Source organism: Rubritalea sp. (assembly GCF_051252225.1).
Taxonomy (GTDB): Bacteria; Verrucomicrobiota; Verrucomicrobiia; order Verrucomicrobiales; family Akkermansiaceae; genus Rubritalea.
Map to the genome: position 1 here is coordinate 274,396 of NZ_JBPOGE010000001.1, position 24,690 is coordinate 299,085.

At 47.2% G+C, this 24,690-nt stretch carries 19 protein-coding genes and 2 tRNA genes; 14 read left to right on the plus strand and 7 right to left on the minus strand.

Annotation, left to right across the window (positions count from 1 at the left end; all coding sequences use genetic code 11):
- Positions 1 to 2: 2 nt before the first annotated feature.
- Complete coding sequence (locus ACSHX2_RS01220) at positions 3 to 1,067, plus strand: GNAT family N-acetyltransferase (RefSeq protein WP_435689789.1); 1,065 nt, start codon at positions 3 to 5, stop codon at positions 1,065 to 1,067.
- Here ACSHX2_RS01220 and ACSHX2_RS01225 read toward each other — a convergent pair.
- From ACSHX2_RS01225 to proC, 3 genes are all read right to left on the minus strand, one after another.
- Entirely contained in the window at positions 1,064 to 2,035 is a 972-nt protein-coding gene (locus ACSHX2_RS01225) for an endonuclease/exonuclease/phosphatase family protein (protein WP_435689791.1), read from the minus strand. The genes ACSHX2_RS01220 and ACSHX2_RS01225 overlap by 4 nt on opposite strands.
- Positions 2,036 to 2,063: 28 nt before the next feature.
- Positions 2,064 to 2,297: a Sec-independent protein translocase subunit TatA/TatB gene (locus ACSHX2_RS01230; protein WP_435689793.1), complete on the minus strand. Its 234-nt coding sequence runs from the start codon at positions 2,295 to 2,297 to the stop codon at positions 2,064 to 2,066.
- A gap of 94 nt (positions 2,298 to 2,391) precedes the next feature.
- Entirely contained in the window at positions 2,392 to 3,201 is an 810-nt protein-coding gene (gene proC / locus ACSHX2_RS01235) for a pyrroline-5-carboxylate reductase (RefSeq protein WP_435689795.1), read from the minus strand.
- A 109-nt stretch (positions 3,202 to 3,310) separates the two neighbouring features.
- Here proC and ACSHX2_RS01240 point away from each other — a divergent pair, with 109 nt between their 5' ends.
- Both ACSHX2_RS01240 and ACSHX2_RS01245 read left to right on the plus strand, forming a co-directional pair.
- On the plus strand, positions 3,311 to 4,978 hold the full coding sequence (locus tag ACSHX2_RS01240; RefSeq protein ID WP_435689797.1) for a hypothetical protein: 1,668 nt from the start codon (positions 3,311 to 3,313) through the stop codon (positions 4,976 to 4,978).
- A 57-nt stretch (positions 4,979 to 5,035) separates the two neighbouring features.
- A complete protein-coding gene (locus ACSHX2_RS01245) occupies positions 5,036 to 6,577 on the plus strand; it encodes a hypothetical protein (protein ID WP_435689799.1) in 1,542 nt (513 codons plus the stop codon).
- A 66-nt stretch (positions 6,578 to 6,643) separates the two neighbouring features.
- Here the strand turns inward: ACSHX2_RS01245 and ACSHX2_RS01250 are convergent, their stop codons facing one another.
- Genes ACSHX2_RS01250 through polA form a run of 4 tightly spaced genes read right to left on the minus strand, consistent with a single transcriptional unit; the run spans position 6,644 to position 10,731 of the window.
- Positions 6,644 to 6,892, minus strand: a complete 249-nt coding sequence (locus tag ACSHX2_RS01250; RefSeq protein ID WP_435689801.1) for a hypothetical protein — start codon at positions 6,890 to 6,892, stop codon at positions 6,644 to 6,646.
- A 45-nt stretch (positions 6,893 to 6,937) separates the two neighbouring features.
- Positions 6,938 to 7,327, minus strand: coding sequence for a DUF2752 domain-containing protein (locus ACSHX2_RS01255; protein WP_435689803.1), 390 nt, complete (start codon positions 7,325 to 7,327; stop codon positions 6,938 to 6,940).
- Positions 7,327 to 7,911 carry an HD domain-containing protein gene (locus ACSHX2_RS01260; RefSeq protein ID WP_435689804.1) on the minus strand — a complete coding sequence of 195 codons (585 nt, stop codon included), beginning with the start codon at positions 7,909 to 7,911 and terminating at the stop codon, positions 7,327 to 7,329. The genes ACSHX2_RS01255 and ACSHX2_RS01260 overlap by 1 nt, the downstream gene beginning before the upstream one ends.
- Positions 7,912 to 10,731 carry a DNA polymerase I gene (polA, locus tag ACSHX2_RS01265; protein WP_435689806.1) on the minus strand — a complete coding sequence of 940 codons (2,820 nt, stop codon included), beginning with the start codon at positions 10,729 to 10,731 and terminating at the stop codon, positions 7,912 to 7,914. It abuts the gene before it with no gap.
- 377 nt (positions 10,732 to 11,108) lie between these two features.
- Here polA and ACSHX2_RS01270 point away from each other — a divergent pair.
- The 11 genes from ACSHX2_RS01270 (at position 11,109) to rpoC (ending at position 24,330) form a co-directional block, all read left to right on the plus strand.
- Positions 11,109 to 11,183 (plus strand) — tRNA-Thr (locus ACSHX2_RS01270).
- A 65-nt stretch (positions 11,184 to 11,248) separates the two neighbouring features.
- Positions 11,249 to 12,433, plus strand: coding sequence for an elongation factor Tu (gene tuf, locus ACSHX2_RS01275; protein ID WP_435689808.1), 1,185 nt, complete (start codon positions 11,249 to 11,251; stop codon positions 12,431 to 12,433).
- 121 nt (positions 12,434 to 12,554) lie between these two features.
- A tRNA-Trp gene (locus ACSHX2_RS01280) sits at positions 12,555 to 12,630 on the plus strand.
- A 32-nt stretch (positions 12,631 to 12,662) separates the two neighbouring features.
- Positions 12,663 to 12,893 carry a preprotein translocase subunit SecE gene (locus ACSHX2_RS01285; RefSeq protein ID WP_435689810.1) on the plus strand — a complete coding sequence of 77 codons (231 nt, stop codon included), beginning with the start codon at positions 12,663 to 12,665 and terminating at the stop codon, positions 12,891 to 12,893.
- A 70-nt stretch (positions 12,894 to 12,963) separates the two neighbouring features.
- Entirely contained in the window at positions 12,964 to 13,536 is a 573-nt protein-coding gene (gene nusG, locus ACSHX2_RS01290; RefSeq protein WP_435689812.1) for a transcription termination/antitermination protein NusG, read from the plus strand.
- Positions 13,537 to 13,619: 83 nt separating this feature from the next.
- On the plus strand, positions 13,620 to 14,048 hold the full coding sequence (gene rplK / locus ACSHX2_RS01295) for a 50S ribosomal protein L11 (RefSeq protein WP_435689814.1): 429 nt from the start codon (positions 13,620 to 13,622) through the stop codon (positions 14,046 to 14,048).
- 167 nt (positions 14,049 to 14,215) lie between these two features.
- Positions 14,216 to 14,920 (plus strand): 50S ribosomal protein L1, encoded by a 705-nt coding sequence (gene rplA, locus ACSHX2_RS01300; protein WP_435689816.1) that lies wholly within the window; start codon positions 14,216 to 14,218, stop codon positions 14,918 to 14,920.
- 23 nt (positions 14,921 to 14,943) lie between these two features.
- Positions 14,944 to 15,468, plus strand: a complete 525-nt coding sequence (rplJ, locus tag ACSHX2_RS01305) for a 50S ribosomal protein L10 (protein ID WP_435689818.1) — start codon at positions 14,944 to 14,946, stop codon at positions 15,466 to 15,468.
- A gap of 143 nt (positions 15,469 to 15,611) precedes the next feature.
- Entirely contained in the window at positions 15,612 to 15,983 is a 372-nt protein-coding gene (gene rplL / locus ACSHX2_RS01310; protein ID WP_435689820.1) for a 50S ribosomal protein L7/L12, read from the plus strand.
- Between the two features lie 232 nt (positions 15,984 to 16,215).
- On the plus strand, positions 16,216 to 20,106 hold the full coding sequence (gene rpoB / locus ACSHX2_RS01315; protein WP_435689822.1) for a DNA-directed RNA polymerase subunit beta: 3,891 nt from the start codon (positions 16,216 to 16,218) through the stop codon (positions 20,104 to 20,106).
- Between the two features lie 75 nt (positions 20,107 to 20,181).
- Positions 20,182 to 24,330: a DNA-directed RNA polymerase subunit beta' gene (rpoC, locus tag ACSHX2_RS01320; RefSeq protein WP_435689824.1), complete on the plus strand. Its 4,149-nt coding sequence runs from the start codon at positions 20,182 to 20,184 to the stop codon at positions 24,328 to 24,330.
- Positions 24,331 to 24,690 lie beyond the last annotated feature (360 nt).

The window sequence follows — 24,690 nt, forward strand, 5'->3', positions numbered from 1 at the left end:
TAATGGATTACCATTCGACAGACCTTCGTGGTTTTCTTCACTACGTCCCTCAGTTTAGAGGTAAGCTTTTTGTTATAGATATAGAGTGGAGTCTTTTATCGGAGGCAAATAAGGCGGAGGTTATAATGGATCTCACCGCTTTGCAGTCGATAGGGGTGCTGTTGTTAGTTGTTGCGTCTAATGAGGAGTTAGATGATTTTGTTGATTGGGCGACGGATCATGAGTTGAAGTTGTCATCAGTCATTGATGAAATAGATGCGTCTTCTATTCAACAAGTTTTAGGTCGAGGCCAGGCAGCTTTGTGTCAACGGAGAGGGGACTTGCTAAACAGTGAACTTCGATCGCTTGCTGTAACTCTTTCCGCGAGGAAAATGGTGGCGATTTCAGATTTCAAACCGATCGAATACAACGGAGGTCAATTGAAGTTCCTTAGGGTTGCAGAGATTCAAAAACTCGAATCAATATTGACGTCAAAAGAGAGAGCTCTTTTGGATAGTGCAGCAATGGCTTGTCACTTAGGTGTTGATCGTGTTCATCTGTTAGATGGGCGAGTTCCAGGTGTCTTGCTCGACGAGTTGTTTTCAAATGAAGGCGTCGGGACTATGGTGTATTCAGGCACCTACCGAAACATCCGATTGTTGAGAGAGGAGGATGTTCCCGAACTATTAGCGATGATTGGAAGATCAGTGCGGAGGACACATTTAGTTCCGCGTAGTTACGAACAGATTGCAGCAGCTCTAGGGGACTACGCAGTGATGGAAGTGGATGGTCATGTCGTAGGGTGTGTAGCGCTTTATTCGCATGATGAGCGAGGTGAGATAGCCTGTCTTTATGTGAAGCAAAGTCATGAGGGCACCGGTTATGGCGCGGATCTAGTTCACTTTATGCACGGCCAGGCGCGTGAGCGTGGAATGAAAAGTGTTTTTGCGCTGACTAACAGAGCTTCACGTTTCTTCACCGAAGCATTAGGCTACTCTCCGATGGAGATAGCGCAGCTTCCAGAGGTTCGTCGGAATCAATTGCAAAGCAGCGGCCGTGAATCTCAGGCCTTCGAATGTGTTTTCTAGTAAAAGGTAATGACTAGAGGACGGTGATCGCTGGCTTGGCTGTCTATAGAAATTTTTGGAATATAGGATTCCTCTAGTGTAATGTGCTGTTTCATCGAAGAGGAGGCAAAGGCGTAGTCGAAGCGAGAATAGATGTCTTGGTGACTCCAATAATGTGTCCATCTCTGCCCTTCTGAATCAGCAAGGTTTAATGGAAATAAGTAGTTGCTGGACCCGTGATCACCAGCAACAGCACGAACACTTGGGGATTGTTTTGTATCATTGAAATCGCCGTATACTATTACATTAGGGTTCTCGGTGAGGACGAGGTTGGAATGTTCACGTATAAGCTGAGCTTCTTTTCTGCGGATGATAGCTTGATCGAAGTATTTATTCTCTCGCTTTGATTTCAAATGTGCACCAATGAAGCGCGATTCTCCACAGGGAAGCTCAATACTTACATCTAAGATGCCCCGTAAAATAATATGACGCTTTCCTTCATGCTGGTAAGCAATATTAGCTGAATTGTGTGGGGTGAGGGGAAGTTTCGATAGAAGAGCTTGGCGGCGGTAGGCATCCGCACCTCCGACTAGGTGACTGTATGGTAGATCTAACCCATTAGTTTTTAGTCGTAGTTGGAGGTCGTTTAAGTCCGCTTGAGTTCCTATTTCGCATATGCCGAGGATGTCTGGATGTACTTTAATGATGTTTTCGACGAGGTCTAGAACCTCAGATTCTGGCTTTGATCTCATGCTCTCGCCACGTGGCTGACTTAAGTAATTTTTGATATTATAAACCATGAAGACAGTCCTAGTATTCGTGACGTGCCTAGTTTTTGTGAGTTTTTTTACAGTAGAGCTACTAGTAGGCTTCTCTGAGGTTGTTGGCCAATCAGGGGACTCAGGTTGATCGTCACAGCCGCTGAGAAGTAGGCAAAAGAAAACCCCACAAAGCAGAGCTTGTGGGGTGGAAAATTTGAATTGGCGCATGGTTTGAATTGGCGCGGCGTGGAGAAGCTTATGCCTCCTCTTCTTTTTTGGCAGGAGTAGGTTTGATTGTCTCTTCGTGCTCTGCGCGTGTGATCTCATGTTCGAACTCATCGCGAGCGCGTTTAAACTCGCCCATGCTTTTACCGACACCGCGTGCGAGCTGAGGAAGCTTTTTCGCGCCAAAGAGGAGGAGGACGATCAAGAATACGATCATCATTTCCTGTCCGCCGAAGCTGCCTAAAAATGCAAGTGTTGTGCTCATGTTGTGATATTAGTTTGGGTGTGCTCGAATTGCAAATGCATTCGCACTGCAGAACTAAATGAAAGTCAAGTGAATCTCGACTCTAATGAGTCGTTTACCTGCGGCCGAGTTCTTCCGCCTTGTCTGCCGCAGCTGCTACTGCAGCAATAGTCGTAGAGCGGAAACCATTGTCTTCTAAGGACTGCACGGCGGTAATAGTCGTGCCGCCAGGTGAGGTTACCATATCCCGTAAAATTGCTGGGTGGAGTCCAGTTTCAGCAACCATGGAGGCTGCTCCGAGAACGGTTTGGGTAGCAAGTTCTAGTGCCTGAGCACGTGGGAGACCCTTAAGTACTCCTCCATCCGCAAGAGCTTCAATAAATGTGTAAACGTAGGCTGGTCCGCTGCCGGAGACACCAGTGACTGCGTTCATGAGGTATTCAGGAACTTCGATGACAGAGCCAGCTGCTCCGAGGAGTTTGCAGGCTGTGGCTGCATCTATGCTGTCAGCATTTTGGCCTAAAGTATAAGCAGCGGCACCTTTTCCAATAAGAGCAGGGGTGTTAGGCATGCAGCGTATGACGTGTGTAGAATCCGGAAGTGGCTGTTCGAGCTGTTCAAGGGTGAGGCCTGCAGCAGCGGAGATGAGTAGAGTACCATCGAGGCACTCTGGTGACTCAGCTAGTTCGAGAAGGACGATAGGGAGAACATTCGGTTTTGTACAGAGGTACACTGCATCTGATTTCTGTGCTAGCTCTACATTGGATTCTATCGCATTGACGCCGAGTTCCTTTGATAGAACTTCCCGAGTTTCTGCTGTTCGTGATGAAACATAGACATCACTTGCCTTAACGATCCCAGCCTTTAGTGCGCCTTCTAGTAGAGCTCGGCCCATTTTTCCGCATCCGATAAGTCCTAATTTCATAAATGAATGTTAGGAGGACTATATTTCACTGTCGAGCATAGTCGTGGATGAAAATTGAATAACGTCTTACGACTTGATTCTGTATTTTAATGCTGGATAGTCGCGCCATATGAAATGGATCATCGCAAGTAGCTTAGCTATGAGTTCTCTCGCATTAGCTGAAGAAGTGCTTACTGAAGAAGTAGCTACTGAGGCCGTTATTACCGAGGCGTCTAATGCTGAAGAGGTGACGAGCTTTGATTACCAAACGGTGATAGCCGAGCCTATTAAAGCTCTGGGAGAGCCTCCTATTCGCCTCGAAGTCGGTGAGCCCAATATTCTGGTGTTTTCTCCTAGTCTCAAGGCTCAGGAGCATGTGCGCCAAGGTTTTGCTATGATCCACGCTTCATGGGATTTTGAGGCGTATCGTCATTTCTCGGCTGCTTTAGAAGAAGATCCACAGTGTTTGATGGCGTACTGCGGTATTGTACTGGCACTTACAAATCCTGAACACGAATTCAAAGAGCAGCGTGCGTACGCATTTAATAGAATGCTTAGTCTCGCTGAATACCAAGAAGGTGAGGAATTTGTTTATCCAGAGAATGAACGGATGTATGCGGTAGCAGTCGCGGAGCTTATGGCAAACGGCCTTAATCGAGGCGCGGCTGCGTTCCGTCAATTGGCTGAAAATTACCCTAATGATCTCCAGGCGCAGCTGTTTGCTCTGTTATTATCACGGGGTGGATATAATGCGCTTGGGAACCCAAGGATGAGCCAGAGAGAGACTGTGGAGAAATTAGAGGCTCTCTATGCTGAGTATCCCAACGAGCCAATGGTTTTGAACTTCCTTCTCATGGTTCAGGCTGAAGCTCCATACCAGGCCGTAAATTTTAAGGAAGACATGTTGCCTCTCGCTAAAAAGTTAGTCGAGCTGAGTGACGGGAAAGTTCCAAGTTGGCAGTCCCTGTTAGGCTATGTAGCCTGGCGCAGTGGCGATCTCGATACAGCGGCTGCTGCATTTGTCGAGTCTGTTAGGTTATATGATGAGTGGCGCATTGAGAATAAGATTCAGCCAGCAGATTGTGAGGGTCTTCTTAGAGCGCAGTTATTTTTAGCGGCTGTTCTTCATGCCGAGGAAGAGAAAGTAGCAGCTTTAGCTGAAATCGATGCCGTAGAGCGACTCTGTGCGCCCATCACACGTGAGTATTCCTCAGGAGCACTGACTTCAAAATGGGTAGCAGGCTTGCTCCCAATGAAGATGGCAATCGAGGAAGGTGATTTCGCGCTCGCGAAAGAGCGCCTGCCCAAGCTTGATAAAGTGAAGCAGAATAATTTGATGCCCTTTGATGCGATTGTGACCGCTTATAGACTGTATATTGATACACGTATTTTAGCTCAGCAAGGGAAGTATGATGCAGCTAAGCTTGGACATGCTAAGATGGCGGCCTTGCTTACGGAGGCAAAAGACAAGCAACAGCTTGTGAGCCAAAGTCCTGAATTTGGAGATTACGTCCGCGAGCTACAAACTCTTGGAGTTTTACACAAGGCTCTCACTGGCGATGTGACCGAGCAAAAGGGGATGATTAATGTTTGGTATCAGGCGGCGGCGGATGCTCAAACTCCAGGATCTAGATTACTACCTCCTAATATACTCTATCCATTGGAATATAAGCTTGGGGTGATCCAAGAGGAAACTAGTCGTGAAGAAGATGCTAAAGCATCATTTACCAAAGCTTTGGAAAGGCAGCCGAGTTATACGAAGGCTAAAGCAGCCTTGGTGAAAATGAACAAAGAGTGACATGGACGCACTTGCCTCTGGTAAGTGTAGATCACTCCTGTTAGGTGCTGACTTCATATGACGAAGTCTCGTTTGCTAACACATGTCGGGGTGTCCCTTGTTGGGGCATCAACACTCATTACATCGGCTTTAGCTGCTCCAGAAGGGGTGGTTCTAGCTAAAAAACAGTCGCCTTATTTTCCGGCGGTAGCTTCTCAGTTAGAAATGGGAGGTCTTAGTTTCTCCTACTCCGATCAAGGGTCTAAAAATGCGCTATACGCTGGAGTGGTTAAAATGGCTGTGGCGTATCTTGAGGCTCATACGGAATTCAAGGGAGTCGATGCGAAGAAGTTAATAGAGCTATTTACTCTCAAGTCAGTCGTGGCATCGGGCAGTAGTGCGAGTCAGTATGATGGGTTTGTGCACTACCGCAGTTACAATTATATGCCTGAGGAGAAGTCTAGTTATGCACTAGCCTATGGCGAGGCGAAGCCTTCCGTGGCTCTTCAACTAGCTCCGGCTGGTGCTGATCTTGTCATGGAAATGCACTTTAACGGAAGTTATGATCCTGATGCCGAAGAGAAAATGTACGCAGCTCTAGGGCCATTGGGTACAAAGCTTAAGGAGCTTCAAGCTTCTCAGCCTAGCAATCCTCTGATGGCGTCATATCAAAAGAACTACTCAAAAATAAACTCACGTATAAGTTTTATTGCAGACCTCTCGCCGGAAGGCTTTAAAGGGATTCAAGGTCTTCCTTTTGGTGGGCAACTGTTAGTTTCAGTAACCAATGCTGAACCAGTGTGGGAGATATTCAAGCCTCTACTCGCTGAGCAAGGACTGAATGCTATCGATAACGGAGGAGTGGAGGAGATTGTTTTTCCAGCGGAGATGATTGGCTGGAAACCGTATCTGCAATATAATAATAAGACGAAGCAGCTCTTTGTCAGTACTACTAGGGAGTACTTAGATTTATGTCAAAAGTGCTTCAAGGGAGAAGCTCCTAATTTATCTCAAGATAAGGAGTGGCTGAAGGTGAAAGAAGGGCTTCCTTCTGAATTTTCTAACATGGTTTATGTCTCGCCAAATTTTACCAGTATGGCACTCAATCTGATAGACGCGTTTGGAGTGCCTCAAATCGAGGAAGAACAATATGTGCGTCCAGCTGTCAAGATGCTCATGGAGAAGCTTAAGGCCAGTGAGGTGACTAAGACTGCGACCGTGTACACTGTATCTTTTCAAGAAAAAGGAACTCTGCATGTAGCAAATTCACCGGTGCATTTTCCAGAATTTAAAAATGCGACAACTACTACAGGAGTAGCTCTTGTTGGTGGCTCAACTTTATTCGTGGGAGCTAAGTATTATAGAGAGAATGCAAATAAAGCCGCATGTGTCATTAATATGAGTTCATTTTCTAAGGCGACTCAGGCTGTTCAAAATATTAATGGATATGATCAAGGTGACCCTTTGACTTGGGATTTGATAGTTGGAGAAGATGGGCCACTCCAGCAAAAGCCTATTTGTCCATCTGGTGGCACCTACACCTTGAGTAAGGTCTTTCCTAAGCAGGGCGATACAGTGATTACATGTGATTGTGAAGGGCATGTGCTACACCAGAATTAAGAGGTTCTAACAAAAAAAAGGCCTCAGCACATGAAGTGACTGAGGCCTTTTTTGAAGTGAGAGAGCTTATGGCTGAAAGCTGGCTGCCACAGATGAGGCTGTAGCTCCACCGATGATGATGCAGATCGTCCAGATGATCATTAGGTTTTTGTTAGGAAGTTTTGCTTTATTCATCCATCCCCAGATGAAACTCCAGAGTGGACAGATTATGCCTAGGATGGCTAGGAGGATTTTGTCACTCTTGAACATCGTAATTAAAGTGATGATCCAGCAAACAAGAGAGGCGACAGAGGCGAGGTAGTAGATAATTTGCATAATAGTATGGCAGTTGTGTTCTAAATATAATTGAGCCACTAACAGTTAGCCCTCTATGAATAGTCGAGTCAAGCCGTATACAAGGGTGAGAAGGGCTAAAATAGTTGGCCAGTGTGTGAGTTTTTCAGATTTTGTTACCCAAGAAATAAGTATGTTTCTATATCTGCTAGGAAGGATAGCAGCTAATCCGATCAATGTGAAAACTGCTATATAAGGAATGGCAAGCGCGTGCAGGGAAAATGATCTCTCGAAATCTCCTTCGGCAAGAGCTGATACGGATCGAGTTAGGCCGCAGCCTGGGCAAGGTTTTTGAAATAGGGTGTCGATTGGGCATGACATGATGTCGATGCCAAATAGAAATAGCAGAAGGTAAGCTAAGCTGCCAAATGTGAGAGCGAGGCAAAGAGGTCGGTCTTGGAGTAGTTTACTTACCATTATTTGAGCCAGCCTCTTTGTTTAGCTTCTGTGAGTCTTGGGTATAGGTAGTCCCACAGTGCTTGTGAGGAATGCGCGATTTTCTGATTTTTGGAGATTACTTGGTCAAAGGTAACAGAGTTTTCTTTCCATGCGCGACCACCTGTTTCGAGATTGTGCAAGACGGGGATCATGCGATCGAGGGCGTTGGCGAATTTTGCCTCAAGAGTTTCTTCTGTCTCGAATTCGTCCCAGAGTGTTCGGAAGTGCAGCGCTGTGTCGGTAGGGAGCAGGCCGAAGAGGCGATCCGCTGCGGTTTGTTCGCGTTCCGCTTTGTCTGCATTTCCGATCTCGTCGTAGCAGAGTGTGTCGCCGGCGTCGACTTCGACTATGTCGTGCAGCAAAAGCATGTGAATAACGCGATTGATGTCAGAGCCTTCTGGTGCGTAATCCGCGAGTGTGAGAGCGAAGGTGGCGACTGCCCACGAATGCTCAGCCGAGTTCTCGTAACGCGATTCGGAAAAGAGGCAGGTCTTGCGCTGTACTTCCTTGAGTGAATCAATCGCTTTGATGAAGTCGATGCGCTGTTGGAGGTCGGTTGTCATTTAATGTGCTTCGAGCCAGTTGTTGCCAGTGCCCGCATCAGTTTTAGCTGGGACGTTGTGTGGGAGTGGGAGAGCTGACTGCATGGCCTCGAGGATTTTCGGAACGAGCTCTTCTTTTTCATCGAGTGCAAGGTCGAAGATAAGTTCATCGTGCACTTGGAGGATCATTTTTGAGCGATAGTTGCCGGAGTTGAGGAGTTGATCGACCTTGACCATTGCGAGTTTGATCATGTCAGCGGCGGAGCCTTGGATGGGAGTGTTAATGGCGGCGCGTGCGGCGTTATTACGGATTGAGGCATTGCGTGAAGCGATATCGCGGAGGATGCGCTTGCGGCCACTAATAGTGGTGACGTAGCCATCTTTCTCAGCTTGCAGGGTGGTGTTCTCCATGAAGGTCTTGATCGCTGGGTATTGCTCGAAATAGGTTTCGATGATGCTTGCTGCTTCCGCGCGTGGGATTCCTAGTCGCTGGGAGAGGCCGAAGGCTGAGATGCCGTAGATGATACCGAAGTTGACCATCTTGGCCGTGGCGCGCATTTCACGTGTGACTTCCTCTAGGCCCACACCGTAGACACGAGCTGCAGTGGCTGTGTGGATATCTAGATCTTTTTGGAATGCTTCGATCATTGCTTCATCGCTCGAAATGGCAGCCATGACGCGGAGTTCGACTTGCGAATAATCGCAGGCTAAGAGGGTGAAATCTGCACCACGTGGGACAAATGCTTTGCGGATTTCGCGTCCAGCTTCGCTTCGTACCGGAATATTCTGTAGGTTCGGGTCCGAGGATGCGAGGCGGCCAGTCGCTGTCATCAGCTGGTGAAGGTGCGTGTGAATGCGACCATCGCTAGGGCAGATGTGTTCAGGGAGGGCGTCGATGTAGGTGGATTTAAGTTTCGTAGCCTCACGGTATTCGAGGATGTCGGAAACTATTTTGTGTTTAGGAGCGAGAATTGAGAGGGTGGATTCATCGGTTTTGAATTGGCCTGTTTTCGTTTTCTTTGGCTTTTCGACAAGTTCCATTTCACCGAAAAGGATTTCTCCAAGCTGTTTTGGAGAGTTGAGGTTAAACTCTTTTCCTGCCTGTTCGTAAATCGACTTAGTGAGGGATGCTATTTTCGTAGCGAGGGTGGCGCCAATGACACTGAGCCCGTCTTTGTTTATAGAAATACCTTCGTTTTCAATACGCACGAGGACGGGGAGTAGTGGGGACTCGATTTCGTAGAAGACTTCGGACTGGCCTGAATGATCGAGCTGCTCGGCGAGGATCTCGGCGAGCTGGAAGGTGATGTCCGCATCTTCACAGGCATAATCTGTGAGTGCCTCGGATGGGATGCTGGACATATCAATGTAGCCCTTTTTCTTAGTCTTCTTTTTCTCCGCGAAGGAGAAGAGATCATCGACCGCTTCTTCTTTTTGTTCAAACTTTTCAGCGACCTCACTGAGTTTGATAGGGGGGTAGCCTAGAAGTGACTCGGCGAGGTAATCCATGCTGTGTCGCTGTTCTGGATCTACCAGAGCGTGAGCGAGCATGGTGTCAAAGAAAGGTGGTGCCACATCGAGGCCATTTGCGAGAGTGACTGAGAGGTCGAACTTCAGGTTGTGACCGATCTTAGTGGCTTTGGAGAGGAATGCTGGGCGGAGAGCTTCGAGGATTTCGGCGAGCGGGAGTTTTGTTGTCGGTGTGACGAAGAAGGCTTCACGAGCTTTCCATGAGATGGCTATACCGAGGATTTCTGCTGTGCGGGGATTGAGTGCGGTGGTTTCTAGGTCAAAGCACCAAAGGTCTTGTTGCTCTAGCTGCTTTGCGAATTTTTCCAAAGCTGCGGAGGTGTTGATCAAGGTGTAGTTGGTTTTAAAGTCAGAGAAGGTTTTAAGCTCAGCTTGGAGGAGTTCTGGCTGTTCCGCTGTTTCTACAGTGCTGTGGCCGCGGCCAGACTGGAATTCATTTCCATAGAGGCGTTTACCTAGTGCGCTGAATTCGAGCTCGGTAAAGAGTGACTTCACTGCTTCGTCGTCGCGTTGATCGAGAACCAGGTCTGCAAAAGTTGTGTCGACTGGGACGTCGAGGATGATCGTGGTGAGAGTCTTAGAGAGTAGCGCCTGCTCTTTGTTGTTCTCTACATTTTCTTTCTGCTTACCTTTGAGTTGGTCAGTAGACTCGAGGAGTTTCTCTACGGAGCCAAATTGCTTGATGAGTTTCTTGGCTGTCTTTTCACCTACGCCGGGAACGCCAGGGATGTTGTCTGAGGCGTCTCCCCAGAGTGCGAGGATATCGATGACTTGCTTCGGGTCTTCGATTTCCCATTTTTCAAGAATAGCTGGAACATCTAGAAGTTCGACCTCGGATCCTTTGCGACCAGGCTTCCACATAGTCGTAGTAGGGCTGACTAGCTGAGCGTAGTCTTTATCAGGTGTGACCATGTAGGTGTGGTAAGATCCATCTTGGTCAGCTTTGTGTGCAAGTGTGCCGATGATGTCGTCTGCTTCGAAGCCGTCGAGTTCGATGACTGGTATGTGGAAGGCTTTGAGGAGCTTTTTGACTTCGGGGATAGCTTTAGCTAGGTCCTCAGGCATGGCCTCTCTCTGGGCTTTGTACTCGGGAAATATTTTATGGCGTGGGGTGGGTTCCTTAGTATCGAAGGCGACGCCAAGGTGGGTCGGCTGCTGATTATCTAGAATATCGAGCAAGGTGTTCATGAATCCGAAGACTGCGGAGGTGTTCATGCCCTTACTATTATAAATAGGGTTGCGGATGAGCGCGAAGTGCGCGCGATACACCAATGCCATGCCATCGAGTAAGAAAAGACGCTGTGAAGCCATACGGGGGAGTCTGCTAGAGGAAATGGTGAGGTCAATATTTCTGTAGAGTTTTTCTGCACGGCATATGGGGTGCGTTTGGAGAAGTATTCAGAGGTTAATGCTCAGAAATGGATGAAATATGATGGATGTAAGCGACTCGTTACATTTTATTTTACTAGTGGTTACAAAAAACAAGTTTCGGTGTAAGTGCTTGTATGTTGAGTAAGTAGGGGGTTCTCCAGTGAGTTATGATGCAGTTTTGGGTTTCTATGATTTGATGGGGGAGAAAAAAGTAAGGATAAAGGCAATTTTTTTTTGACAGATGGTTGGCAGTTGCTAGGTTGCGCCCCGCCTGACTGGCTCTAGCAGCTAAGTGAGGCAAATACATCGGCAATCCTGCTCTTGTAGCTCAGTGGTAGAGCGCGTCCTTGGTAAGGACGAGGTCGGCAGTTCGAATCTGCTCAAGAGCTCCATTGCAGGTTTCCATTTCTTGCATCCAGCAAGTCCCAAATCTAAAGCGCAAAACTAATCTAAAATTATGGCTAAAGAAGCATTCGAAAGAAATAAGCCACACGTGAACGTCGGTACAATCGGCCACGTTGACCACGGCAAAACTACTCTTACAGCAGCAATCACCAACACTCTCGCAGAGACAGGTGGCGCAGTTGCTAAGGCATACGACGAAATCGATGGAGCTCCAGAAGAGCGCGAGCGTGGTATTACTATCTCGACAGCACACGTTGAGTATGAGACTGAAACTCGTCACTATGCACACGTTGACTGTCCTGGTCACGCTGATTATGTTAAAAACATGATCACTGGTGCTGCTCAAATGGACGGAGCTATCCTCGTTTGTTCTGCTGCTGACGGCCCAATGCCACAGACTCGTGAGCACATCCTTCTTGCGCGTCAAGTAGGTGTTCCAGCGATCGTAGTATTCCTTAATAAGGTTGATCAGGTTGATGATGACGAGCTTCTTGAGCTTGTTGAAATGGAAATCCGTGAACTCCTTTCTGCTTATGAATTCCCAGGTGACGACATTCCTGTTGTTATGGGTTCTGCTCTCCTCGCTCTTCAGGGTGACGAAGACCAGAAAGCTAACATCCGTAAGCTTATGGATGCAGTTGATTCTTACATCCCTGAGCCAGAGCGCCCAGTGGATCAGCCGTTCCTTATGCCTGTTGAAGACGTATTCTCCATCTCTGGACGTGGTACTGTTCTTACAGGTCGTGTTGAGCGTGGTATCGTTAAGAAGATGGAAGAAGTTGAGATCGTTGGTATCAAGGATACAATCACAACTACTATCACAGATATCGAAATGTTCCGTAAGCTTCTCGACGAAGGTCGTGCAGGTGAGAACGTAGGTCTCCTCGTTCGTGGTCTTAAGAAAGAAGATGTTGAGCGTGGTCAGGTTGTTGTTAAGCCTGGTTCCGTTACTCCACACGCAAAGTTCTCTGGTGAGATTTATGTTCTTTCCAAGGATGAAGGTGGTCGTCACACACCATTCTTCTCCAACTACCGTCCTCAGTTCTACTTCCGTACGACAGATGTTACAGGTGCAATGACACTTCCAGAAGGTGTTGAAATGGTTATGCCTGGTGACAATGTTCAGATCAACGTAGAGCTTATCACTAAGATCGCGATGGAGAAGCATATGCGCTTCGCTATCCGTGAAGGTGGCCGTACCGTAGGTGCTGGTCGCGTATCCGAGATCTTCGACTAATTTTGACGCGCTGGGTTTCGAGTGTAAGCTCGAAAGCTGGATTTACAGAAGTGCTCTTGAGTGAGCTTGGGAGCACTTCTTTATTTACTCAAAATTTTCACAAATTTTCTTCAAAGGTTATAGGGGTGTAGCTCAATTGGTAGAGTAGCGGTCTCCAAAACCGTTGGTTCAGAGTTCGAGTCTCTGTGCCCCTGCCACCTTTGAAACTTTAAAAAACTAGATAACTAGCATGTTTGATAAAATCAGAAACTTCATCGAAGAGGTGAAAGCAGAACTTCGCAAGGCAACGTGGCCTTGGGATTCTGATCCAAAGGCTAAAGGTCTGAAGAAATACAAGGAGCTCGTGGACTCCACGGTGGTCGTGATGATCGCTATTGTTCTTCTCGCTGGCTTCGTGGCTGTTTCTGATTTGCTTCTGTCTGAGGCCTTATCTCTCGTTATTGCTAAGGCTGCTAGTTAATCCACATTTTTAGGGTGTTCCGCTTAAAGCTGGCTCCCGTAATTTTCCATTTTTTACTCAACTAATTCAGATGCCAACAATTCCGCCAGCCAAAAACCAATGGTATGTAGTACACGTTCTATCCAATCAGGAGCAGCGTGTCCGTAATCGTATCTTGCGTCAGGTTGAAGCAGAAGAGATGGGTCATAAGATCTTTGATGTTCTTATGCCTACAGAGGTTATATCCGAGGTTAAGAAGGGTAAGAAATCAGAGAGAAAGCGTAAATTCTATCCAGGATACATTCTTATTAACATGGACCTTCTTACTGAAGAGGGTGGTCTTGTTGAGGATACCTGGTACTTCATCAAAGAGATGGAGGGTATCATCGGTTTCGCTGGTACGAAAATTCGCCCAATTCCTATGCGTCAGCGTGAAGTTGATGCAATGCTTAATCAGATTAAGGAGCGCGAAGAAACCGTGCGTCCTGCTGTGGCATTTGAAGTGGGTGATGCGGTTCTCGTTAATGACGGTCCTTTCCAAAGCCAGAATGGCATTGTGGAAGAGATCGATGCAGAGCGTGGCAAACTTCGCGTAGCTGTAACTATCTTTGGTCGCTCGACTCCGGTTGAGCTTGAATTTTGGCAGGTCGAACAAGGCGAGTAAGTCCTGCATTTGCAGAGTAGGGGAGGACCCTGTCTGCCGCATATATCGCAACTAATCACTAACTACTAACCCTATAGCAAATTATGGCTAAGGAAATTAAACAAGTTCTCAAGCTCCAGATTCAAGCTGGACAAGCAAATCCATCCCCACCAGTAGGTCCGGCACTCGGTCAAGCAGGTGTGAATATTATGGCTTTCTGTAAGGATTTCAATGCTGCTACACAAAAGCAAGCAGGTGATCTTCTTCCAGTGGTAATCACAGTTTACAAGGATGCTTCATTCACATTTATTACAAAGCAGCCACCAGCGGCAATTCTTATTAAGAAGGCAGCAGGTATCGCTTCAGGTTCAGGTGAGCCGAATAAAGTGAAGGTGGCGCACCTTACTAAAGAGCAGCTTATGTCAGTTGTTGAGCAAAAGATGGTTGATCTTAATGCTAACGACCCAGAAGCAGCAGCAAATATCATTGCTGGTACAGCTCGCCAGATGGGTATCACAGTTGAAGGTTACTAGGCCTTCTGCGTGATTTCTCTCTAAATATACAGATTTAGCACGATAAGTGCTTGACTTAGGGGGCTCCTTCTGCGAGTCCCCTTTCTGCCTACACATCTAGTATGTGTAGGCATACAACAGCAGGAGAGTCCAATCGACTCATTCGTACTGCAAAATAACATAAAACAATGGCAAAACGTAGTAATCGTTATAAGAAAGCCGCTGAATTGGTGGATCGCACCAAGACATACGGCCTCGATGAAGCTGTGAACCTTCTTAAGAAGTTTCCAGCTCCTAAATTTGACTCCACAGTCACTCTTTCATTCGCTCTCGGTGTTGATCCGCGTAAGAGCGATCAAATGGTGCGTGGTTCTGTATCTCTTCCGCACGGTACTGGTAAGAAAGTACGCGTTGTAGTTTTCGCAACTGGTGATGCAGCTAAAGCAGCTGAAGCAGCTGGTGCTGACAGAGTCGGTATGGCTGACCTCATTAAAGAAGTTCAAGGTGGTTTCACCGACTTCGATGTTGCAATCGCAACTCCAGACGCAATGGCGGAAGTTCGTAAGATCGCACGTGTCCTCGGACCGCGTGGCCTTATGCCTAACCCTAAGACTGGTACAGTTACTGACGATACAGCTAAGGCTATCGACGCCGTGAAAGCTGGTCGTATCGATTACAAGATCGACAAGAACGGCAACGTTTCTGCAGCGATCGGTAAAGGTTCATTCGACGAGGTTAAGCTTGTTGAGAACGCACAGGCACTCGTAGAGAGCCTCGTGAAAGCTAAGCCAGCAACTGCTAAGGGTAACTACATTAAAGCAGCAACTGTTGCTTCCTCCATGAATCCTGGTGTTAAGCTTGATTCCAGTGTTTACACCGCAGCTTCTGCATAATTTAACGAAAGGAACGATCCATTATGAATCCTAATAAATCTTTCATCATCGACGAACTTTATGAGCGTGTGAACGCTTCACCGTTCGTAATCGTAGTAGACTACACAGGTACAACAGTACACCAGCTTGCTGGACTTCGTGACAAGCTTCGCGAGTCAGGTGCTGTCTGTCACGTTGCTAAAAACACATACATGCGTGCTGCCCTTAGTAAGGCAGGTCTTCCAGATATCAGTGCTGACCTTATTGGGCAGACTGCATTCATCACTGGTGAGAATGACGTGTGTGCTGCTGCTGGTGCTGTTAAAGCATTCGCTAAAGACGCTGCTAAGAAGGACGTTTTCAAAGCAGGTATCCTCGACGGTGAAGCACTTGATGTTGCTAAACTTACTACTCTTGCAAGCCTTCCTTCTCGCGAAGCACTTCTCTCACAACTTCTTGGTGTTATCAACGAGCCTGGTACTCAGATCGCTCGTGTGCTTAACGAAAAAGTCAAGAAAGACGGCGGCGAAGACGCTTCCGCACCAGCTGAAGAAGCAGCAGCTGAATAAACAATCTGAACTGATGGCGGCGTAAGGTAACTTGCGCTGCTTGATAACCAACCTTGGTTCCTCGTCGGACCTCCGGTCTGGAGACTGAAATGCCCCTGATGCTCAGGGCGCGACGAAACCTAACAAATAGAATATATAAAAAAATGGCTGATTTAGAAAAAATCGCAGAAGAACTCGGTAAGCTTACAGTAATTGAAGCTGCTGAACTCGTTAAGAATCTCGAAGAAGCATGGGGCGTATCCGCTGCTGCTGCTGCTGTTGTTGCCGGTCCTGCTGCAGGTGGCGAAGCTGCTGAAGAGAAGACTGACTTTGACGTAGAACTCACTGAAGCTGGTGGTAACAAGATTGCTGTCATTAAGGCAGTACGTGGTGTTGCATCCGGTCTCGGTCTTGCAGACGCTAAGAAGCTCGTTGAAAGCGCTCCAGTGGTTATCGCTGAAGCTCTTGACAAAGACGCAGCTGAAGCAGCTAAGAAAGCTCTCGAAGAAGCAGGTGCTAAAATTACTCTTAAGTAATTTTAGACTTTCCTTACGAGGTGACTCCGTTTTTACGGAGTCACCTTTTTGCGCCTCATTAATTAGAGTTCAGATTTGTGTCAAATAAACACAAGTTTGAACTCTGACTAAAAAAGAGAACTGAAGACGTTCAAGTTCTCCGCTCTGACATCAGAACAGGATCTTAAACTACGTACGCCCGAACCGGAAACGGTATCGGGTTTAACCGCCTAATAAATACTAGAAATCTACCATGGCCGAAAGACGCTACTTCGGAACGATTGATGAGGTAATTGAACCACCAAACCTTATTGAAGTTCAATCCAAGTCCTACGAAGACTTCCTACAAAAAGATGTGCCTGCTACGCAGCGCATTGAGACCGGCTTACAAGCCGTCCTCAAGGAAGTATTCCCAATCAAAAGCTACGACGAAACAATCGAGCTCGATTTCAATGCATATGATATCGAAGACCCGAAGGCAACCGCCCTCGAATCACTCCAGACCGGAGAAAGCTTTAGTGCTGCCCTTTATGTCACCTTCAAATTGAAGGACGAAACTGGCACTAAGAAAGAGCGCGTCTACATGGGTGAACTCCCAATGATGACTCGCCGTGGTACTTTCGTGATAAACGGCGCTGAACGCGTGATCGTATCTCAGCTTCACCGCTCACCTGGTATCTGCTTTGAAAAGTCACTTCACCTTAACGGTAAAGAGCTTTTCAGTTTCCGCATCATTCCAGATCGCGGTTCCTGGCTCGAGACTCAGTTCGATACGAATGACCTTCTTTATGTCTACCTCGACCGCCGTCGTCGTCGTCGTAAATTCTTAGCTACTACTTTCCTTCGTGCACTTGGTTACCCAAGTAACCGTGAGCTTTGTGAGCAATTCTACGCAATCAAGGAGCTAACGCTCGCTGATGAAATGGATGAAGAGGAGCTTTCCTCTATGGTTCCTTTCGAAGATATTCTCGATGGTGAAGTCGTCGTCGCGAAACGCTACGAACCACTCACCATTGGTGTAGTGCGTCAGTTTATCGCTCTCGGCCTCAAAACGATCGAAGTGGTTGACTCACGTGAAGACGAAATTCTTCTCAAGTCTCTTAAGAAAGACCCATCACACGATGAAGAGTCTGCACTTAAAGACATTTATAAAAAGCTTCGCCCTGGTGATCCTCCAACTGCAGCGAACGCTAAGGCGCTACTCAAGCGTCTCTTCTTTGATCCTAAGAAGTACGATCTTACACGTGTAGGTCGTTATAAGATTAACCAGAAGCTCGGTATCGATGTCGATTCCCATGAGCGTACTATGGTTGGTAAAGATTTCCTTAACGCAACTAAGTACCTTCTTAAGCTTAGGAAGGGCGAGGGTGTTCTCGATGATATCGATCACCTTGGTTCACGTCGTGTGCGTGCAGTTGGTGAGCTTCTTGCGAACCAGTGCCGTGTAGGTCTTGCTCGTACTGAGCGACTCGTCAAAGAGCGTATGACTCTCTTTGATGTGAACATCGAAGGCATGACGCCACAGAAGTTGATCAACCCCAAGGCTCTCTCAGCGGTTGTTCGTGACTTCTTCGGTCGTTCCCAGCTTTCTCAGTTCATGGATCAGACTAACCCACTTGCAGAGCTTACGCACAAGCGTCGTCTCTCAGCACTTGGACCTGGTGGTTTGAATCGTGACCGTGCAGGTTTCGAAGTTCGTGATGTTCATCCATCTCACTACGGACGTATTTGTCCAATTGAGACTCCGGAAGGTCCGAACATTGGTCTTATTAACTCCATGTGTACTTATGCGCGTATTAACGAGTTCGGTTTCATCGAGACTCCGTACCGCAAAGTCATCGATGGTAAGGTAACTAATCAAATTGAGTACGTTACTGCCGACCAAGAAGAGAAATTCCTCATTGCTCAGGCAAACAACCCTATCGACGGATCTGGGACGTATCTGAATGAGCGTGTGACTGCTCGTGAGAGTGGTGGTGAGTTCATCGAAGTTGATCCAATGACTGTCCATTACATGGACGTTTCACCTAAACAGCTCGTTTCTGTAGCTGCTGGTCTTATTCCATTCCTTGAGCATGATGATGCGAACCGCGCATTGATGGGCTCAAACATGCAACGTCAGGGTGTGCCACTTCTTGTGTCTGAAGCACCATTCGTTGGTACAGGTCTCGAAGCAAAAGCAGCTCAGGATTCACGTGCTGTGATTATTTCTGAGTCCGAAGGTATTGTTGCAGCATCTACAGGTGAGGTGATCGTCGTTTCTAAAGACGGTTTGCTCCCAGTAAGTGATGAAAAATTCCTTTCTGACTCCAGCGCTGTAACTACTGACTTCGATAAGGGTGTATTCGTTTATCCACTTCGTAAGTTCATGCGTTCAAACGCTGGTACTTGTATGAACCAAAAGCCTGTTGTCCATCGCGGTGACAAGGTGAAGATTGGTTCTGTACTTGCTGACGGTCCTAATACTGAAGGTGGAGAGCTAGCTCTAGGTCGTAACGTTCTTGTGGCATTCATGCCTTGGAATGGATACAACTTCGAGGATGCTATCGTTATCTCTGAGCGTGTTGTGAAAGAAGATGTTTATACATCTATCCACATCTCTGAGTACGAATGTGCTGCTCGTGATACAAAACTCGGGCCTGAAGAGATCACTCGTGATATTCCTAATATCGGTGAAGAGGCTCTTAAGAACCTCGACCATGACGGTATCGTTCGTATCGGTGCAGAAGTGACGCCTGGCGACATTCTTGTCGGTAAGATCACTCCTAAGTCCGAAACTGAGCTTGCTCCAGAAGAACGTCTTCTCCGTGCAATCTTCGGTGAGAAGGCGGCTGACGTTAAAGATACTTCACTCCGTGTTCCTTCCGGTACCATTGGTATCGTTCAGGATATTCGTATTTCCACTCATGGTGTTGCTCGTCGTAAGGGCGATGTAGACCCAGCGGAAATGAAGAAGCAGCTCAAGAAGATCAACGACGACTACAAGAAGAAGATCGATGCTCTCACTGACCAGCTCACTGAGAAACTCTCCGACATTCTTCTCGGCGAAAAGATCCCACTTGACGTTGTAAACGCTCAGTCCGGTGAGATCATTATCCCAGCGAACCGCAAGATCACGAAGACACTTCTTCGTAAGCTCGCAGCGATCCATGACCATATTGAAATCGATCCTTCACCGATCCGTAATAAGATCCTTGAAATCATTTCATCCTTCGAGAGCCGTTTCCAGGAACTCGACACAGACCGCGAACGCCGCCTTGACCAAATGGAATCAGGCGACGAGATCGATCCAGGTGTGATCAAGGAAGTTAAAGTCTATGTTGCCAAGAAGCGTAAGCTTTCTGTCGGTGATAAGATGGCTGGTCGTCACGGTAACAAAGGTGTTGTTGCGACAATCGTTCCTGAAGAAGATATGCCATTCCTCGATGATGGTACTCCAGTAGACATCTGTCTTAACCCACTCGGTGTTCCATCTCGTATGAACGTTGGTCAGGTTCTTGAAACTCACCTCGGTGTGGCAGCTAAGGCTCTAGGATTCAACGTGGCTACTCCTATTTTCGACGGTATTCCGGAAGCGAAAATATGGGAATTCATGTCAGAAGCTAAGAAGATCGATGGTTACACATGGATTGGTGACGGCAAGGATGGCTCTACAGGTGGTAAGTCTACTCTTTATGATGGACGTACTGGTGAAGCATTCCACCAACCTGTGGTGGTAGGTCAGATCTACATGCTGAAGCTCGGTCACCTTGTGGCTGATAAGATTCACGCTCGTGCGGTCGGACCTTACTCACTCGTTACTCAGCAGCCACTCGGTGGTAAAGCTCAGTACGGTGGTCAGCGCTTTGGTGAGATGGAAGTTTGGGCACTGGAAGCATACGGTGCGGCTTACACTCTTCAGGAAATGCTCACAGTTAAGTCTGATGATGTACAAGGTCGTACTCGCATCTACGAGGCTATCGTCAAAGGCGATAACAACCTCGAAGCTGGTACTCCTGAGTCCTTCAACGTTCTCATGAAGGAAATGCAGTCACTTGGTCTCGATGTGCGCCCAGGTAAGGGTCACGCTGATGTACCAGATATTGAAGCGCCTCCAGCTGACATTGGTTCTGAAGATTTCTCACTCGACGATCTTACACTGTAATCAACACGAAACACACGGCGCTACTTCGGTAGCGCCATCTCTTAACTAAAAACTAAAAACGATTTACTTTATAATATGAGTGTTGAAACAAATCTGCGCGAGCTTTTCGGTGTCGATGAAAAGCCAGATTCCTTCGATCATGTCGCTATCACTGTTGCTAACCCGGAAATCATCCGTGGTTGGTCTAAGGGTGAGGTGAAGAATCCTGAAACGATTAACTACCGTACTTTCAAACCTGAAAAAGGCGGTCTCTTCTGTGAACGTATTTTCGGTCCTACACGTGACTGGGAATGTGCTTGTGGTAAGTACAAACGCATCAAGCATAAAGGCGTAGTCTGTGACCGCTGTGGTGTTGAGGTGACTCTTTCTCGCGTTCGTCGTGAGCGTATGGGTCATATCGAACTTGCTGTACCAGTAACGCATATCTGGTTCTACAAGTGTATGCCATCCCGTATCGGTCTCATGCTTGACATGTCCGCACGTCACCTTGAGCGCGTAATCTACTACGAAGACTTCATCGTAACTGAGCCTGGTGACACACCACTCGAGCGCGGTCAGCTTCTGACAGAGATCGAGCTTCGTGATGCAGAAGACGACTACGGTGAGGAATCATTCCGTGCTGCAATGGGTGCTGAAGCTCTTCAAGACCTTCTTTCTCAGTGTAAACTTGCTGAGCTCACTGAGCAACTGCAGGAAGACATGGAGAACACACGTTCCAAGCAGACGATGAAGAAGCTAGCTAAGCGTCTTAAGCTTACACAAGGCTTCCTTACCTCTAAGACTCGTCCTGAGTGGATGATCATGAGCGTTCTTCCAGTGATTCCACCGGACCTTCGTCCGTTGGTGCCACTCGAAGGTGGACGTTTCGCGACATCTGATCTTAACGATCTATACCGTCGTGTAATCAACCGTAATAACCGTTTGATGAACCTCCTTCAACTGAAGACTCCAGAGGTTATCATTCGTAACGAAAAGCGCATGCTACAGGAAGCTGTTGATGCACTCTTCGATAACGGTCGTCATGGTCGTGCTGTAACAGGTGCTGGTAACCGTGCTCTCAAATCCCTCTCTGACATGCTCAAGGGTAAGGGTGGACGTTTCCGTCAGAACCTTCTTGGTAAGCGTGTTGATTACTCCGGTCGTTCTGTGATCGTTGTTGGTCCTGAGCTTACTCTTGGTCAGTGTGGTCTTCCTAAGAAGATGGCACTCACGCTCTTCGAACCATTCATTATTCGTCGCCTTAAAGAACTTGGTTACTGTCACACAGTCCGTTCTGCGAAGAAAATGATCGATCGTAAGACGACTGAAGTTTGGGACATCCTTGCTGAAGTAACGAAAGGGCATCCAGTGATGCTTAACCGTGCGCCAACTCTTCACAGACTTTCTATCCAGGCATTCGAGCCTGTGCTTATTGAAGGTTCTGCGATTCGTGTTCACCCACTCGTATGTACAGCTTACAACGCTGACTTTGATGGTGACCAAATGGCTGTTCACGTGCCGCTTTCTATTGAAGCGCAGTTGGAGTGTCGTCAGTTGCTACTAGCGACTAATAACATCTTCTCACCTTCTTCTGGTAAGCCGATCACTACTCCTTCGCAGGATATTATTCTTGGTAACTACTACCTCACATACAGCCGTAAGCGTACTGCTGTTGAAGTAGAAGCGAATAAGGAAGTTCACTTCCCACTCTTCGAGAATACTACTGAAGTCGAATTCGCAATCGCTTCCCGTAAGCTTCGCTATCACGATCTCATCCGCCTCCGTAACCCAGATTTCGGTAAGAAGTCTGTATACGGTGATCCAGAGTTGAAGATCATCGAAACCACACCTGGTCGTGTGCGCTTCAATGAGATTTGGCCTGAAGGCGTCGGTTTCATCAACTTCAATGTTGGTAAGAAGCAGATCGGTGACATCATTTGGCGCTGTTATCAGGTAGCTGGTAAGAACGGCACAGTGTTCGCACTAGATAGCCTTAAGACACTTGGTTTCACCGAAGCTACTCGCTCTGGTACATCCATTGGTCTTGTTGACATGGTGATTCCGAAAGAGAAGCCAGCTGAACTTAAGAAGGCGTATGAAGGTATCGATAAAGTAGACAAGCTCTACCGCAACGGTGTCATCACGAACAATGAACGTTATCAGAAGGTTGTTGATATCTGGACACATGCTACGGACAACATCGCGAATGCGGTTTATCGTCAGATGGAGCACAAGGGTGGTGATTATCTCCCGAACCCGCTCTTCATGATGGTTGACTCTGGTGCTCGTGGTAACAAAGCACAGATTAAGCAGCTTGCAGGTATGCGTGGTTTGATGGCTAAGCCATCTGGTGAGATTATCGAACGCCCAATTACCTCTAACTTCCGTGAAGGTCTTTCAGTACTCGAGTACTTCATTTCTACTCACGGTGCGCGTAAAGGTCTTGCCGATACAGCACTTAAGACAGCTGACTCCGGTTACATGACTCGTAAGCTTGTTGACGTATCACAGGACGTGATCATCAACGAAAGCGACTGTGGCACTGTAAATGGTATTACAGTATCTCCGATCTATGACGGCGACGAAGAAGTGGCAACACTTCCAATGCGTATTTACGGTCGTACTTCTTGTGAAGAAGTGAAGGATCCAGTTACTAGTGAAGTGATCGTACACGTGAACGACATCATCAACGAAGAGCAGGCAAACAGAATCGAGAATATTGGTCGTCAAACACTGAAAATTCGTTCTGTACTTACTTGTGAAGCGGAGCGCGGTTGTTGTGCACACTGTTACGGTCTCAACCTTGCTAGTGGCAAGATTGGTCAAGCTGGTGAAGCAGTTGGTATCATTGCAGCTCAGTCTATTGGTGAGCCAGGTACACAGCTTACAATGCGTACGTTCCACGTAGGTGGTGTTGCTACAGCGTCCTTCAAACAACCAGAAATCAAAGCTAAGTCTGGCGGTACTATTGTCTACAAGGACCTACGTACAGTTAAAGATGCAGATGGTAACTATGTTGTTCTTAATAAGAAGGGTTCCGTATCTATCCAGGACAAGAGCGGTCTTGAAGTCGAAGATCACAATGTGATTATCGGTTCCGTTATCTCAGTCCAAGATGGTGACCCAGTTAAGAAGGGTGCAATCTTCGTTACTTGGGATCCATATAACGTACCTATTCTTACAGAGAAGGCTGGTAAAATTGAATTCCGTGACATGATCACTGGTATTACTGTTGCTAACGAGACTGATAAGGAAACTGGTAAGAAGGGAATGGTTATTACTGAGCACAAGGAAGATCTCCACCCATCCGTAGTGATTGTGGACGATGCAACTTCTGAAGTTCTCGCATCCTACCCAATTCCAGTTGGCGCTCACCTTTCTGTAAAAGAAGGTGTGTTAGTCGGCGGTGGTACTCAGCTTGCACGTACTCCACGTAAGGCTGAAAAAACCAAGGATATTACTGGTGGTCTTCCTCGTATTGCTGAGCTTTTCGAAGCTCGTCGTCCGAAAGAAGCTTGTACGATCTCTAAGCTCGACGGTGAAGTTTCCTTCGGTCCAAACGTTCGCGGTAAGAAGAAGGTGATTGTGTCTAATCTTGAGACTGGTGAGTCAGCTGACCACCTTGTCCCAATGAGTAAACATGTTATTGTTGTAGAAGGTGACGTCTTGAAAGCTGGTGACCAGATCACTGAAGGCCCAGTAGCTCCAGAAGATCTTCTCGAAGCATGTGGTGCTCAGGAACTCCAAGAACACCTCGTTAATGAGGTTCAGGAAGTTTACCGAGTCCAAGGTGTTGAGATCAATGACAAGCACATTGAAATCATCATCCGTCAGATGCTACGTAAGGTGAAGATCACTGAAGTAGGTGACTCTGATTTCCTTTGGGGAGACCAGGTGGATCGTACTACGTTCAACCGTGCGAACCGTCAAGTGGTTGCACAAGGTGGTAAGCCAGCAGAAGGCGAAGCAGTTCTTCTCGGCATCACTAAGGCATCTCTTGAGACTGATTCCTTCATCTCTGCCGCATCCTTCCAGGACACCACACGTGTTCTTACAGAAGCTGCGACACTTGGCCGCGTAGATACGCTCCAAGGCTTTAAGGAAAATGTCATCATGGGTCACCTCATCCCTGCAGGTACAGGCTTCCACACTCACAAGAGCTCACGTTTTGAGTTCACTGTAGAGGAACCAGTACCAGTAGTAGAATCAACTGAAGATTCTGAAGATATTGCTGAGGCGAACTAATCGTTCCAGCTAGATCCTGAAAATTATTAACCCGACTTCACCTAGTGTGGAGTCGGGTTTTCGTGTTATAGTTAAGCCGCTCAAATAGTATTGATGGACAACAAGTAGACCACATTTGTGAAAAATGAACCACGCTGCCGGGGCAGTGGGGCCATGCTTTTACAAACAACATATAATATGAATAAACAACTTTTACGCGTTGCTACATCGGAGGCTCAGTAAAATGAGCGCACCCAGGAGATTTTACAGAAGGGATTATAAATCACAAAAGCACATTGGGGGGAGGAGTGCCGTTTCATAGAATTAAAACGTTTAGCTAGCTTATGGTTGGGTGGTCTGAAAGTCATTAGCCATTAGTAC